Origin of the sequence: Amycolatopsis sp. MtRt-6, from assembly GCF_017308975.1 — a bacterium.
In the GTDB taxonomy this organism is placed as follows: Bacteria; Actinomycetota; Actinomycetes; order Mycobacteriales; family Pseudonocardiaceae; genus Amycolatopsis.
The window spans coordinates 239,556-253,768 of record NZ_JADWPD010000007.1 but is presented as its reverse complement, the minus strand read 5'-3'; the positions used below and the strand labels follow the sequence as shown (position 1 = coordinate 253,768).

Below are 14,213 nucleotides of genomic sequence, written 5' to 3'. Positions count from 1 at the left end.
TCCTGGGTGTGTTCAGGCCGTCTGCAACGACTTCTCGGTGCCCACCAGCCGCTTGACCAGCTGGGCGCGGATGCGGGGCGGGATGTCCGGGGCGAACCGCCGGAAGTAGCTCTCGGCGTGTGCCGTGCTGTCCATCAGGAACGGCAGGTCGAACACGACCAGCTTGCGAACGGCCAGCAGCGGCACCGGCGCGCGCAGCGCCTTGAACTCGTCGTTCCACAGGCCGGGCTGGTCGCAGACCGGGTGGAACTGCCCGATCATCAGCCCGTCGGCGACGAACCCGTCCTTCGCCTCGCGCTGCAGGTCGTCCAGCGGGGTGGCGTCACGGTGGTCCAGCTGCGGCAGCACGAGCAGGATCGTCAGCAGCTCCCGGTGCTCCGGCGCGATGCCGGCCGAGAGCCGCTCGTACCACGCGCGCAGGCTCTCGATCGCGGCGTGGACGTCGACGTCGTCGGGCGCGGCGGTCAGCGCGGCGAGGTGGAACAGTCCTTTGTGGAGTGACGGCTGGGTGTAGGGGCACACCGGGCCGTTGCGGCCGAGGTCCGGGTGCGGGGACACCAGGTACCGCCACGCCCAGGCGAGGATTTCGCGCAGGTGCGGGAGGTGCTCGGCCGGCCCGGTGCCGGCCGCGACTTCGGCCGCCGTCCAGATGCGCACCTTGTCGTCGCCGATCATGAGCCGATGCTTTGCGCGAAGGTGAAGAACCCGTCCGGATCGACCTGCTCCTTGATCCGCCGCAGCCGCGGGTAGTTGACGCCGTAGTACGCGCTGCGCCAGTCCGCGAGGTCCGGGTCGGTGAAGTTCTGGAAGGCGCCGCCGGACACGTACGGCGCCATCGCCTCCCCCAGGTCCGCCAGCCAGCGGAGATTGGCCTCGACCACGGCCGGTTCGTCGTCCTCGGCCCACGACGTGTCCATCGACAGCAGGAACATCGTGTCGCGGTGGACGAACGCGGTCTCCGTCGCGCCCACGCGGTTGATCGCGCCGCCCCAGGAGAACAGGGCGGCACCACCACCGTCGGGGTTGCCGCTGCCGGGACGGCGTTCGACGAACGCGAGCATCGTGGCGATCGCCTCGTCGGGCAACGGCCGGGAGACGATGTTGGTCCGGGCCGCGAACGCGCCCTCGGCGGTCTCGTGCCGCAGGTCGTCCTTGGCCTGCCAGAAGGTCCGGTTCTCGATGACCGCGCGGACCGGCGGCGCGACGGACAGCACCGGGTCGAGGATTTCCCGCAGCTCGGCGGCGGACCCGAGGTGCTGCCCGATGGCCGACACGACGGTGTCTCCACCGGCCCTGCTGACGCCGATCCGGGCCGCGAACTCGTCCGGGGCGCGCCGCACGGTGTCCTGCAGGACCGAAAAGACCTTCGCCGCGTCCGCGCTCTCCCACAACAGCACGTAGGTGGCGCAGCCGGTCACCGGCCGCGCCTGGAAGGTGAAGGACACGTTGACGCCGAAGTTCCCGCCGCCCCCGCCGCGGCACGCCCAGAACAGGTCGGCGTTGGTCTCGGCGTCGCAGTGCCGCAGCCGCCCGTCCGCGGTTACGATCGTGGTCGCGACGAGCGCGTCCGCGGTCAGCCCGTACGCGCGTGAGGTGGCCCCGCACCCGCCGCCGAGGGTGAGCCCGCCGATGCCGACCGTGGCGCTGTTGCCGAGCGCGAAGGCCATCTCGCAGGGCTCGATGGCGGCGTAGACGTCCGTCATCAGCGCGCCGCCCCCGGCCGTCACCAGCCCGGTCGAGGCGTCGGCCGACACCGTGTTCAGCGCGCCGAGGTCGAGGACGAGGCCGGTGTTCACCGAATGTCCCGCGAAGCTGTGCCCGCCGCCGCGGGCGACGACGCCGACACCGGTGTCGCGCGCCCACTCGATGCCGCGCCGCACGTCCGCGGCCCCGGCCACGGACACCACGCCGGCGGGGGTGATCCCGGCGAACCGCTTGTTGAACGGCGCGCTCGCGGCGCGGAACCCGGTCTCGCCGGGCCGCCGCACGCGACCGGTCACCGCGTGCTCGAGACGTCTCCAGTCCGCGTCGGAGGGGCGCCGGGACACTAGCTCACCTCGTCGAGGTAGGAGACGCCGGTGGCGGCGTGCGGGCCGTAGCGCTCCCACACCTCGCGCAGCCGGAGCCGGCCGTCTTCGGCGACCTCCGGCGTGTTCACCGTGTGCCCGCAGATCACCTCGCCGGTGGCCAGCACCACCGTGTAGCCGAGGTGGAGGACCCCGTCCGCCCGCTGGGTGCCGGCGATCGCGCCGCGCCGCACCTCTCCCCCGGCGAACTCCGCCCAGACGATGTCGTCCTCCTGCCGGTAGACGGCCACGGCCTCGGCGCCGGCCTTGCGGAACTTCCGCCCGTCGTAGTCGATCACGCCGATCCCGCCTCACCGGTGTCGTGCGCGGCGAACTCGGCCGACATCTCCCGGTCCCACCAGATCGCGTAGTAGGAGAAGTCTTCGCCGGCGTCGGGGTCGTTGACGAGGTGGTGCTCGATGCCCGGCCGCAGGAACACGATGTCCCCGGCCGCGAAGGCGTGCCGGCGGTCACCTGCGACAACTTCGGCGCGCCCGGCCATGCCGATGAAGATCTCGTGCTCGTGGTGGGCGTGGGCCACCGACGAGTCACCCGGGCGCAGCACGCACCAGGCCCCGCGGAACGGCGCGGCCATGCCGTCCCACGGGTAGAGCAGCTTCATGTCCAGTCCGTAGGCCCGCGTCAGGTGCTCGGGTTCCAGCCTGCGGATCTCCACGAGGGCAAGGTCCTGTCCAGTCACATCCCACTCCGATCAGCGTGGTCCGGCGGTCGGGCGTCCGACGCCGATCGACGCTAGGTCGGGCCGGTTTCCCGGCGATAGGGGAACTGTTCCCGATCGCCGGTGAATTCCCCGCGCCCGAGTCCGGCGTCCCGCGCCAACACTATGGCCTGTGCTCGATCGGCTACTCGGAGTTTTGTAAAAATTGCCGACACGCGATTGCTGATGGTCTTGGGGGCGAGTCCGAGATCGCGGGCGATTACCCCGTTCGAGCGACCGGCTGCGATACGCTCGAGGACCTGCCGTTCCCTCGCCGTCAATTGCGGAAAGGGATACGGCTCGGCACCTCCGCCCCGCACCAAAGCGCTGAACCGGGCCGCGATCGCCCGGCCGACGATCGCCTCGCCCGCCGCCACGACCCGCACCCCCCGCACGATCTGCTCGGCATCCGCCCCCTTGACCAGGTACCCGCGCGCGCCCGCGTGGATCGCCGACCGGACGGCGGTGTCGTCGTCGGCCGAGCTCAGCACGAGGACTTTCGTTCCCGGTGACACCAGCGGCACCCGGCCGATCACCTCGGCCGGTCCGGCCCCGCCGAGCAGTGGATCCACCACCAGGACGTCCGGCCGGTGCCGCGCGGTTTCCGCGAGCACCCCGTTCGCCGTGGCCGCCTCGCCGACCACGAACACCCCGCCGGCGCGTTCCAGCGCGGCCCGGACCCAGTGGCGCACCGACGGCTGCGGGTCGGCGAGCAGCACGGTCAGCGGAGCGGGGTCGAGGTGTTCGGCCGGCCACAGCCGAGCGGTGCTGCCGAAATCGGTGGCCTGACTCATGGTTCCCCCTACGTCGACCGCTGCCGATCCGTTCCGATCGGCTCCTCCCAGTGGAAGCACGTGCACACCTTCCGTATCGGACACGTGAGTCTCATCGTTAGGGAGAATTGATCGCAATCAATTTCTTGATCGCGATCAAAGATTCCCCGAAGCCCGGGAAAACCTTCCCTACCAGCCGGGAAAGGCTGCTCCTTACGATCGCTGGCGGCGGCACGCGGCACGCCGACCTATTCCCAGAAATCGGAGTGTATCTGTGACCGAAGTACAGGTGGGTTTGCTCGCGATCGGAGCCGGACCGGCGAACCTCGCGCTCGCGGTGGCCATCGAGGAGTCCGGGCACCCGGAACTGGCCCGGCAGACGCTGCTGCTGGAGCAGGGCCCGGACATCAAGTGGCAGCGCGACCTGCTGATGCCGTGGGCGCGCAGCCAGGTCTCCTTCCTCAAGGACCTGGTGACCCTGCGCAACCCGCGCAGCAGGTTCTCGTTCCTCAACTTCCTCCACGACCAGCAGCGACTCGACGAGTTCGTCAACCTGGGGACGTTCCACCCGTTCCGGTGGGAGTTCTCCGACTACCTGCAGTGGGTCGCGAAGTCACTGGAGCAGGTCCGCATCCGGTACGACGCGAAGGTCCGGAGCGTCGAACCCGCGCGCGACGACGACGGCTCGATCGTCGGCTGGATCGCCACCCTCGCCGACGGGGACACCATCCGCTGCCGCGACCTGGTCGTCGGCGGCGGCCGGGACACGCACGTGCCGGACGTCTTCGCCGGCCTCCCGGCCGACCGGCTCATCCACAGCGCCCAGTACCGCCGCCGGATCGCGCAGCTGCCCGCCGACGCGCCGCTGCGCGCCGTCGTCGTGGGCGGGGCGCAGAGCGCCGCGGAGATGTTCATGGCCCTGCACGACAACCTGCCCAACAGCACCCGCACGATGATCGTGCGGTCGGTCGGCCCGCAGAACTACCAGACGAGCAAGTTCGTCAACGAGCTGTTCTTCCCCTCGTTCGTCGACCGGTTCTACGACAGCCCGCCCGAAGTCCGGCAGCAGGTGCTGGACGAGATGCGGCTGACCAACTACGCCGGTGCGGCCCCGCCGTTCCTCGACCACATGTACACGACGCTCTACCAGCAGCGCGGCATCGGGCAACAGCGTTCGGAGGTGCGGACGCTGACCGAGGTGGTGGGCGCCCGGGTCGACGGCGACGAGGTCGTGCTCGACCTTCGTGACCGCACCAGCGGCAAGGTGGAGCCGCTGCACTGCGACCTGGTCCTGCTCGGCACCGGCTTCGACAACCGGATGCCCGCGCTGGTGCGCGACCTGGCCAAGCACGTCGGGCTGGCGGAGATCTCGGTCAGCCGCTGCTACCGCGTCGACCTCGGCGAGTCCGCGTGGGGCGCGGTGTACCTGCAGGGCGTCAACGAGGCCACGCACGGCATCGCCGACTCGCTGATCAGCGTGCTGGCCCACCGGTCCCACGACATCGTCGACGACCTGCTCGCCCGCCGCGGCGGCGGCGAGCGCGAGGCCGTCTGATGGACCGCCTCGTGGTGATTTCGCCCGCACCGACGGCGAACGGGGACCTGCACCTGGGCCACCTCGCGGGCCCGTTCCTGGCCGCCGACGTCTGCACCCGCTACGCCCGCGCGACCGGCCGGGAAGCGCTGTACGGCACCGGGATGCACTTCACGCAGAATTACGTCGTCGCCGCGGCCGAACGGCTCGGCGTCACCCCGGAGGACCTGCGGGAGCGCTCGGCCGAGCAGGTCCTGCGGACCTTCGCCGCGATGGGCGTCGAGATCGACGGATTCGGCTGCCTCGGCGACCGGTTCACCGCGCTGGTCACCGGGTTCTACGAGCGCCTGCACCGGCGGGGCCTGCTGGAGCTGCGGACGGTGGAGTTCCCATACCTGCGCAGCACGGGCGAGTACCTGATGGACGCCTACGTCACCGGCGGGTGCCCGTTCTGCCTCGCCGAGGGGTGTGCCGGGATCTGCGAGAGCTGCGGGCTGCCGATCGCCCCGGGCGAGCTGATCGGCCCGCGCTCGACGGCGCGGCCGGACGAGCCGCTGGAACGCCGTGAGGCCGCCATCCTCGTGTTCCCGGTGGAGCGGTACCGCGCGCAACTGGAGGCGTACTTCGCCCGGACGCCGATGCGCCCCGGCATGGCCCGGCTGATCGGGTCCGCGCTGGCGCGGCCGCTGCCGGACTTCCCGATCACCCAGCCGGCGTCGTGGGGCATCCCGGCGCCGTTCCCGGAGGTGGCGGGCCAGGTGTTCTACGCGCACATGGAAGGCATGCCGTGGAGCATGTTCACCACCGCGCTGGGCGCCGAGCGGCGCGGCACGGTGCTGAGCGCCGACGACGAGCTCTGGCGGGCCGGCGCCGGCACGACGGTGGTGTACTTCCTCGGCCTGGACGCGACGTACCCGTTCGCGATCGTGGGCACGGCGCTGCTCACCGCGCTCGGCGAGCACGTGCTGCCGGCGCAGTACCTCACCAACGAGTTCTACGAGCTGGCCAACGAGAAGTTCTCCACCAGCCGCGGGCACGTGGTGTCCGGCCGGGAGCTGGCCGCCGAGGTACCGCGCGACCTGATCCGGTTCCACCTGTGCGCGACCAGTCCCGAGTACCAGCGCACGGACTTCACCCGCGAGGCGCTGGTCCGAGTCGGTGCCACGCGGCTGACCGGCCCGTGGAACCGGGTCGCGGCGGCGGTCGACCGCTGGGTGGACCGCGGCCCGCTGCCGGTGTCGGCGGACGCCCGGCGAACGGCGAAGCGGATGGTGGAACGGTTCGCCGACGCCTACGAGCTGCCGCGCTTCAGCCTGACGGCGGCGGCGTCGACGCTGGCGGAGCAGCTGGGCCGGTTGGACCGGCTGGCGCCGGCGGTGACGTTCGCGACGGCGGGCGACCTGTGTCACCAGGTGGAGGTGTTCCTGAGGTGCGCGGCGCCGATCCTGGTCGACCTCGCGGCGGCGGCACTGCCGGACACGATGCTGCCGGGTCATCCGGACTCGGACACGGTGACCCCGAAACGCTTACCGCGGCTGTCGGTGACGGTCCGCGCGACCGAGGCCACCACCCCGGCTCGCTGATGGCCACGGTTGTCGTCGTCGGGGCCGGGGTCACCGGGCTGGTCACCGCGATCGGGTGCGCGCGGGCCGGGCATCGCGTCATCCTCCTCGACCGTGGTCCCATCCCGAATCCCGCCTCGACGTCGTCCGACCAGCACCGGGCGCTGCGCGTTCTGCGGCCGGACGATGTGGACGGCACCGTGCGGATGGCCGAAGCCCGCCGCCGGTGGGCGGAGCTGGAGTCGCTGCTGCGAAAGGACTTCGTCCGGCCGGTCGGTGTGGTCACCGCCGGTACCCCGGACGAACTCGAGCGGGCCTTCGGCACCGCGCGCCAGGCCGGCGTGCCCGCCACCGCCGTGCCGGCCGGAACGCTGCCGCCCGTGCTCTTCCCGGCCGGAACCAGCGGCGTGCTCGACCCCGGCGGTGCGGTGCTGCTGGCCGGCCGGTTCCTCCGGTCCGCCGTCGAGTGGCTTGCCGCGCACCCCGCCGTGACCCTGCGGCCGGGGTGCGCGGTCGTCGAGGTGCACGACCGGGCGGTGGTCCTGGCCGACGATTCCACGGAAAGCGCGGACACCGTCCTGCTCGCCGGCGGGCCGTGGACCGCCGCGCTCGGCGGGCCGCCCGTCGTGCTGCACCGGCAGACCATGGTCTACCTGCGGCCGCCGGCGCACCTGGCCGCCTGGTGGGCGGCCGCTCCCGGGGTGGGCCGGATCGGGGCCGCACGCAGCGCCTGGCTGCTGCCGCCCGGTGCCGGCACCCTGCTCAAGATCAGTTCCGACGCGGTGTGCCGGGCGGTCGCCACCACCGACGCCCCCGACCGGGAACCGTGGGCCGGCCGGCTGCTCGCCGAGCCGATCCTCGCCCGGGCCGAGGACTACGCCGTGGTGGCGACCAAGGACTGCCACTACGCGACCGACGCCGGCACCGGTGGTCCCGTGCTCGCCCGCCTTCACCCGTCGGTGTGGTCGCGGGCCGCGTGCGGCGGCTCCGGGTTCGGCGCCGCCCCGCTCGTCGCCGGGGAGATTCTCGGCCACGTCAACGACAAGGAGTGTGCGTAGTGGAGTTCACGATCGTGGGGGCCGGCATGGCCGGCGCGTTCCTCGCGCTCTCGCTGGGCCGGCAGGGACACGTCGTGACGGTGTACGACCGCCGGCCGGACCCGCGGGGGACGTCCGTCGCGGTGACGTCGATGAACCTCGGCCTGTCCCGGCGCGGCCTGGCGGCGCTGGACCGCCTGGGGCTCGCCGAAGACGTCAGGCGGTTCGTCGTGCCGATGCGCGGGCGGCTGCTGCACAACCCCGACGCAAGCCTGCGCTTCTCGTCCTACGGCGACGGCGGCATCCTCGCCATCCAGCGCCAGGACCTCAGTGCGCTGCTGGTCGACGCGGCCCTGGCGGAGCCCGGCGTGCGGTTCGTGTTCGACACGCGGTGCACCGGCGTGGACCGGGACCTGCCGTCGGCGACCTTCGAGGCTCCGGACGGGCAGACGTTCAAGGTGCGCCCGGACGTCGTGGTGGGCGCGGACGGCGCGTTCTCGGCCGTCCGCCGGTTCATGCACCACGAGCTGCGCGCGGAGTTCTCGCAGAGCTACCTCGAGTGGGGCTGGCGCGAACTGCACATCCCGGCGGCCGCCGACGGCACCCACCGGATGGCCGACGACGTCTTCCACCTGTGGCCCCGCGGCGACACGATGATGTTCGCCCACCCCAACCGCGACGGTTCCTTCACGTGTTCCTGCGTCCTGCCGTTCCACGGTCCCGCCGGCTTCGACGCGCTGCGGACGCCGTCGGACGTCGAATCGCTGTTCCGCCGCGAGTTCCCCGACGTCCTGGCCCTGGTCCCCGACCTCGGCGAAAAGTTCCTCGAGCGCCCGACCTTCAACCTCGTCACCGTCAGTACGGCGCCGTGGACCTACGAAGGCAAGGTCGCGCTGATCGGCGACGCCTGCCACGCGGTCTACCCGTTCCTGGCCCAGGGCATGAACTCCGCCTTCGAGGACGCGCTCGAGCTGACCGGCAGCCTGGCCGCCCACCCGGCCGACCCGGCGGCGGCGCTGGCCCGGTACTACGCCCGCCGCAAGCCGAACACCGACGCCCTCGCCACCATGTCCCACCGCAACTTCGCCGAGCTGCGCGACACCGTACGGTCGCCGGCGGTCCGCCTGGAACGCGCCTGCGACACGGTCCTGGAGAAGCTGCTGCGCCACCGCTGGATGCCGCTGCACGCGATGGTCACCAACACGACCATCCCTTATCTCCGGGCCCAGCACCGGGCGAGCCGTCAGCACCGCATCCTGCAGGTCCTCGGCGCGGCCGCCCTCTCGGCCGCCGCCGCCGGTGTGGGTCGCCGGCTCCGCCGCTGACCCACCCACGAGAAGAGGCCTTCGCCGGACCATCGGCGAAGGCCTCTTCCGTTGGCAGGGAACCACTTACTCCGTGCGCATCTCGATCCGCACCAGGCCCGCGGCCTTCTCGGCGCGCTGCAGGGCCTCGGCCGGGCTGTCGGCCTCGGCCATGACCAGGCCCGCGCGGTCCCAGGAGCTGCGCAGGCCGGCGAACCGGTGCCCCGGGCCGACCTGGAGGTCGACGAGGAACACGCCCGCCACCCGGCGGGCCTGCTCCAGGCCCACCACGGCGTCGATCACGCCGGGCTCCATGGGGACGAACCGGACGGCCGCGCCACCGGTCGCCCGGGTGGGCAGCGGAAGCGGGGTTTCGCCGCGCATCACGGCGAAGTACGCACGCAGCAGCTTGACGGAGTAGGCGTGGTCGATGATCTCCATGATGCCGTCGCCGGCGATCCGGCCCGCGCACTCCACGAGGTACGGCACGCCGTCGTCGCCGACGATCCACTCGCAGTGCACGATCCCGTCGGCGAACCCGGCCGCCGCGACGACCCGGCGGGTCACCTCCGCGAGCGTCTCGGTCAGCGCATCCGGGATGTCGGCCGGCACGATGTGCGCCAGCTCCACCGGCCGCGGCCCCGGGTACAGCTGCTTGCCGGTGACGTTGGCGAACAACTGCTTCCCGCCGCGCACGAGCATCTCGACGCTGTACTCGGCGCCCGGCACGTACCGCTCGGCCAGCATGCGCAGCTCCATCGGCCGGTCCGGGACGAAGATGCCCTCGTCCTGTTCCACGCAGTTCGCCCAGGCCTGCTCGACGCCGGCCGGGTCGCGCACGATCTGCGTGCCCACCGCGGCCTGCCGGTTCGCCGGCTTGAGCACCACCGGGCCCGGGCAGGCGCGCATGAACGCCAGCACGTCCGCCGGGCCCGTCACCTCGGCGCTCTCGGGGTTGGCCAGCCCGGCGGCCGCGCTGACGCGGCGCAGCACGGCCTTGTCCCGCAGGACGAGCGCGGCGCCGAGGCTCGCGCCCGGCACGCCGTAGCGTTCGGCGAGCCGGGCGGCGAACGGGGTGGCGTACTCGATCAGCGGGATCACCGCGACCGGGTCGAGGTCCGGGTGGGCGGCGTGGAACTCGTCGGCCGAGCCGGGCCGCGTGTGCTCCCACTCGACCAGCTCGCGGACCAGCGCGGAGCCGGCCAGTCTCGCGCGCAGGTCGCGCTTGCGGACCACGTCCGGCTCTTCGACGAGGACGACGGAGCCGTCGGGCTCGACGCCGGTGAGGGCCAGCAGCACCGGCGTCACGAACCCGACGACCAGGACGGGCCGCTCAGGCATCGGTCTCGGTCTTGGGCTTGTCGACGATGCCGAGCATGAACCGCATGGACGGCCGCGCGCCGACCAGGTGCGCCCCCACGGTCTGGGTGACGCGGTCGCGCGCGGTCGGGTGCATGGCCATGGTCACCGAGTCCCGCAGCCACCGGTTCATCGGGTCGCCGGACCGGATCGCGGCGGTGCCGAGCAGGTCGCACAGCCGCAGCACGACGCGCTTGGCCATCTGGAACGCCTGCCAGCCGGTCAACGCCGGCGCGACCCGCTCGTCGGGCGTGAGGTCGTCCAGGGTGCCGATGCCGTCGGCGGTGACCTCCCACTGCCGCTCGAGCGCGCGGTAGACACCGGCCCGGGTCGTGCTGTAGTCGGCTTCGCACTCGGCCAGGGTGATCTGGATGTGCTCGTTGTCCTTCCAGGCGACCCCGCTCATCCGCCACGGCGAGCCCTTCAGCATGTCGACCCGCTCGATGGTGAGGCCGCGGACGTAGTCCAGTGCCGCCCGCGCCGTGCCGAGCGGGACGCCGCACATGCTGCGCTGGATCACGTCCGGCTGCACCAGCGGCCCGTTCGGGACCTTCGGGTTGTCGAACGTCAGCGTGTGGTTCTCGGGCACGAAGACGTCGGTGATCGTGTAGTCGCTGCTGCCGGAGCCGCACAGGCCGAGGGTGTACCAGTTGTCGAGGGAGCGGATGTCCTCCTGCGGCACCATGAACAGCCGCGACTCGTGCGGGTTGCTGCCGTCCGGGCTGGCGTAGGGCTCGCCGTTCTCGAACACCATCGCGCCGGAGGCCACCCAGTCGGCGTGCGTCGAGCCGCTGCCGAACCCCCACCGGCCGGTGAGGCGGTAGCCGCCGGGCACCCGCTCGGCGTGCCCGGTCACCGGGAGCACGCCGGCCGAGTGCATGTCGATGCTGGTGAACATCCGGCGGGCCTCGTCCTGGTCGAGGAAGTTCGCGTGCAGGCCGATGTCGGAGCCGAGCTTGGCGCACCAGCCCACGGACGCGTCGCCGTAGGACAGCGCTTCGATCACCTCGGTCTGCTCCATCGACGTCATCTCGGGGCCGCCCCACTCCCGGCTGAACCCGATCCGGAAGACGCCGGCGTCGCGCAGCAGCCGCACCACGTCGTCGGGCAGGCTGCGGTTCGCCTCGATTTCCGCGGCCCGTTCGCGCAGGACCGGCGCGAGCGCCTTCGCGTTCTCGAGGATCTGCGCGCCGGTCAGCGGCACATCGGTGCGGGCGGGCTCGGTCATGGTCATGCGGAAACTCCCTCGTGTTCGTCGACGTCGAGCAGTCCGGCGGGCATTTCGAAGGCGGTACCGGGTTCCGGTGGGTCGACCGGGTCGGCGTCGACCCGCACCGAGGCGGCGGCGGCGTCCAGTCGCTGGTCGCAGGTTGCGGGGTCGCCGGCCTCGCACACCACGAACGAGTGCCGGGCCAGGTAGCCGCCGGGTGGCAGGCGCAGGGTGGTCCCCCGGTCGATCATCGGTGCCGCGAGGACCAGACCGGGTGCGCGGTCCGGGACGGTGATCTCGTGGACGAGGCAGTCGTGCTCCGGGTAGCCGAAGCGGATGCCGGCGACGGCCTGCCGGGTCGGCGTGATGGCCGGGCGGTTCCCGGTGGCGACGGCGAACAAGACCTCGCCGGGGTCGATGCCGGTGGCCGTCTTGCCGAGGAACGGGATCAGGTCGCCGCCGAGCCGCCCGTTGACCTCGATGATCAGCGGGCCGTGCTCGGTCAGCCGGACCTCGGTGTGGGTGATGCCGTCTTCGACGCCGAGGGCGCGGTGGGCCCGCGCCAGGACGTCCAGCAGCTCGGCGTCGCGCAGCAGCGGGTCGGCGGCGTCGACGACGTGCCCGACCTCCTCGAAGTACGGCTGGTCGCCGGTGTGCTTGCGGGCGACGAACATCGGCAGGTACTCGCCCTTGTGCACGGCGGCGTCGATGCTGATCTCCGGCCCGCGGACGAAACCCTCGACGATCGCGGCCCCGCCGTAGCGGCTCTGGTCGACCGTGGCCGCGCCCATCGCGACCGCGAACGCGGCGGCCAGCTCGGACTCGTCGCCGGCGAACACCACGCCGATGCTCGCGCCCATGGCCCGCGGCTTGAGCACGACCGGGTAGCCGATCCGGGCGGCCGCCGCGCGGGCCTCGTCGAGGCCGGTGGTCAGGGCGTAGCCCGGCTGCAGCAGGCCTGCGGCGGTCAGCACGGTCCGGGTGCGGTTCTTGTCCCGGCAGCCGCGGACCCCGGGCACGCTCAGGCCGGGCACGCCCAGCTCGGCGGCGAGCTCGCCCGCGGCGAGCACGACGGGTTCGTCCCAGCACATCAGGCCGGCGACCCGGTGCCGGGCGGCGACTTCGCGGGCGGCGGCGAGCATCTCGCCGGCGTCGAACACGTCGACGTGGACGATCTCGTCGAAGTAGCCGCGCTGCCAGGTGGGCTTGAGGTTGTTGAGCAGCACCAGCCCGAGCCCGGCCCGGCGGGCGCACCGGTGGATCGACGCGACCAGGTATTCGCGGTAAGTCCGCAGCCCGCTGCCGATGACCAGCAGCACACGTTCGGGTTCGGTCATGATCGCTCTCCCACGGCTTCCGGTTCGGGAACAGGGACCGGCACCGGCGGCGTCCGGAGCCCGTAGATGTGCATCGAGCCGGCCGCGACGGACAGCAGCGCGCAGCAGCCCCAGAACACCGGGCCGCCCGCCCGGCTGAAGACGAACAGCCCCAGCACCGGCCCGATCGTCGCGGCCAGGCCGGACAGGGTTTCCTTCGTCGCGATGTAGCGGCTGCGCACCGCGACCGGGAAGGTGGCCGGGTGCGCGGCGGTGCTCGGGCCGTGGATCATCAGGCCGGACACCGCGAAGAGCGCGCCGGCGACCACGAAGAACGGGTGCTGCGCGATCAGCCCGTAGAGGGTGAACCCGAGCCCGCTGACGAGGTTGCCGACCAGCCCGGCGACGTACTTCGGGATGCGGACGATGTAGGTGGTGATCTTCAGTTCGCAGGTGATCAGCACGACCGACGAGATCACCAGCACGGTGCTGTACAGCCCGACCGGGTAGCCGGCGGAGACGATGTTCAGCGGCAGCACCGCGACCGACCCGGCGTAGACCATCATGCCGAACACGCCGGCCACCAGGTAGCAGAGGAACCGGGTGTCACGGAGCATCGTCCCGTACACCGCCCGGGCGCTCACGGCTCTCGCCGGGCCGCCGCCGGGCTCGGTCCGGTGCCGGGCGCCGGACTGCCGCGGGAGCAGGGCGAACGCCAGCAGCGCCCACAGTGCCGCGGTCGCGCCGTCCAGCCAGAACAGCAGGTCCCAGTTCACCAGGATGAGCAGGGCCGCGAGCAGTGGTGCCACGGCGGCGCCGATGTTCAGCGCGATGCGCATCATCGAGAAGCCCATGACCTTGTGCTCTTCCGGCATGCACTCGGCCAGCAGCACCGCGGCCGCCGGCCGGTACGCCTGGATGGCCAGCCCGGACAGCGCCACCACCGCGAGCAGCGCCGCGGGCACGCCCCGGACCAGCGGGATCGACGCGACGAGCGGCGCCGCGCACGTCATCACCGCGACGATCGTCGTCCGGCCGCCGAACCGGTGGGTCAGCTCGCCGCCCAGCATGGCGCCGAAGATCGCGCCCACGCTGTAGGCGGCGAGGCAGACGCCGGCGAAGCCGGGCGAGCTGCCCCGGAACGTCAGGTACAGCACCAGGAACGTCTGGACGAACGCGCCCAGCTGGTTGACCAGCATGCCGGCCAGCAGGTACCTGACCGGGGCGGGGGTCGCCCGCAGCACGGCGAAGACGCCGGTGCGCGCACTGCCGGTCACCCGGCCACCTCCTTGGTCGGTCGCACAGTCACCTCCGTGGTCACGAACTCGCGACGG

Annotated in this window: 13 protein-coding genes; 4 read left to right on the top strand and 9 right to left on the bottom strand. The window is 72.3% G+C overall.

Translation table 11 applies throughout. The annotated features are described in order from the left end of the window. Positions 1 to 12: 12 nt before the first annotated feature. From I4Q55_RS15330 to I4Q55_RS15310, 5 genes are read right to left on the bottom strand one after another with little or no spacing between them, the layout of a single operon-like run. Positions 13 to 675: a DUF6875 domain-containing protein gene (locus tag I4Q55_RS15330; RefSeq protein ID WP_206788428.1), complete on the bottom strand. Its 663-nt coding sequence runs from the start codon at positions 673 to 675 to the stop codon at positions 13 to 15. Further along, the gene (locus tag I4Q55_RS15325; RefSeq protein WP_206788426.1) at positions 672 to 2,048 is read right to left on the bottom strand and encodes an FAD-binding oxidoreductase; all 1,377 of its coding nucleotides are present in this window, start codon (positions 2,046 to 2,048) and stop codon (positions 672 to 674) included. The genes I4Q55_RS15330 and I4Q55_RS15325 overlap by 4 nt, the downstream gene beginning before the upstream one ends. Beyond that, positions 2,048 to 2,365, bottom strand: coding sequence for a hypothetical protein (locus tag I4Q55_RS50575; protein ID WP_206788425.1), 318 nt, complete (start codon positions 2,363 to 2,365; stop codon positions 2,048 to 2,050). The genes I4Q55_RS15325 and I4Q55_RS50575 overlap by 1 nt, the downstream gene beginning before the upstream one ends. Then, complete coding sequence (locus I4Q55_RS15315) at positions 2,362 to 2,766, bottom strand: cupin domain-containing protein (protein WP_206788424.1); 405 nt, start codon at positions 2,764 to 2,766, stop codon at positions 2,362 to 2,364. Before I4Q55_RS15315 ends, I4Q55_RS50575 begins: the two co-directional genes overlap by 4 nt. A 53-nt stretch (positions 2,767 to 2,819) precedes the next feature. Continuing rightward, complete coding sequence (locus tag I4Q55_RS15310; RefSeq protein WP_307793209.1) at positions 2,820 to 3,662, bottom strand: response regulator transcription factor; 843 nt, start codon at positions 3,660 to 3,662, stop codon at positions 2,820 to 2,822. Between the two features lie 169 nt (positions 3,663 to 3,831). Here I4Q55_RS15310 and I4Q55_RS15305 point away from each other — a divergent pair, with 169 nt between their 5' ends. Genes I4Q55_RS15305 through I4Q55_RS15290 form a run of 4 tightly spaced genes read left to right on the top strand, consistent with a single transcriptional unit; the run spans position 3,832 to position 9,015 of the window. After that, a complete protein-coding gene (locus I4Q55_RS15305; RefSeq protein WP_307793208.1) occupies positions 3,832 to 5,112 on the top strand; it encodes a SidA/IucD/PvdA family monooxygenase in 1,281 nt (426 codons plus the stop codon). Further along, the gene (locus I4Q55_RS15300) at positions 5,112 to 6,674 is read left to right on the top strand and encodes a class I tRNA ligase family protein (RefSeq protein WP_206788423.1); all 1,563 of its coding nucleotides are present in this window, start codon (positions 5,112 to 5,114) and stop codon (positions 6,672 to 6,674) included. The genes I4Q55_RS15305 and I4Q55_RS15300 overlap by 1 nt, the downstream gene beginning before the upstream one ends. Then, on the top strand, positions 6,674 to 7,711 hold the full coding sequence (locus I4Q55_RS15295) for an FAD-binding oxidoreductase (protein WP_206788422.1): 1,038 nt from the start codon (positions 6,674 to 6,676) through the stop codon (positions 7,709 to 7,711). The genes I4Q55_RS15300 and I4Q55_RS15295 overlap by 1 nt, the downstream gene beginning before the upstream one ends. Then, the gene (locus tag I4Q55_RS15290) at positions 7,711 to 9,015 is read left to right on the top strand and encodes an NAD(P)/FAD-dependent oxidoreductase (protein WP_206788421.1); all 1,305 of its coding nucleotides are present in this window, start codon (positions 7,711 to 7,713) and stop codon (positions 9,013 to 9,015) included. Before I4Q55_RS15295 ends, I4Q55_RS15290 begins: the two co-directional genes overlap by 1 nt. A 66-nt stretch (positions 9,016 to 9,081) precedes the next feature. On the opposite strand, the gene I4Q55_RS15285 is transcribed toward I4Q55_RS15290, so the two are convergent. Genes I4Q55_RS15285 through I4Q55_RS15270 form a run of 4 tightly spaced genes read right to left on the bottom strand, consistent with a single transcriptional unit; the run spans position 9,082 to position 14,156 of the window. Next, positions 9,082 to 10,335, bottom strand: a complete 1,254-nt coding sequence (locus I4Q55_RS15285) for an ATP-grasp domain-containing protein (protein ID WP_206788420.1) — start codon at positions 10,333 to 10,335, stop codon at positions 9,082 to 9,084. Then, the gene (locus tag I4Q55_RS15280; RefSeq protein ID WP_206788419.1) at positions 10,328 to 11,587 is read right to left on the bottom strand and encodes an acyl-CoA dehydrogenase family protein; all 1,260 of its coding nucleotides are present in this window, start codon (positions 11,585 to 11,587) and stop codon (positions 10,328 to 10,330) included. Before I4Q55_RS15280 ends, I4Q55_RS15285 begins: the two co-directional genes overlap by 8 nt. Continuing rightward, on the bottom strand, positions 11,584 to 12,900 hold the full coding sequence (locus I4Q55_RS15275; protein WP_206788417.1) for an ATP-grasp domain-containing protein: 1,317 nt from the start codon (positions 12,898 to 12,900) through the stop codon (positions 11,584 to 11,586). Before I4Q55_RS15275 ends, I4Q55_RS15280 begins: the two co-directional genes overlap by 4 nt. Next, the gene (locus I4Q55_RS15270; RefSeq protein ID WP_307793207.1) at positions 12,897 to 14,156 is read right to left on the bottom strand and encodes an MFS transporter; all 1,260 of its coding nucleotides are present in this window, start codon (positions 14,154 to 14,156) and stop codon (positions 12,897 to 12,899) included. The genes I4Q55_RS15275 and I4Q55_RS15270 overlap by 4 nt, the downstream gene beginning before the upstream one ends. Positions 14,157 to 14,213 lie beyond the last annotated feature (57 nt).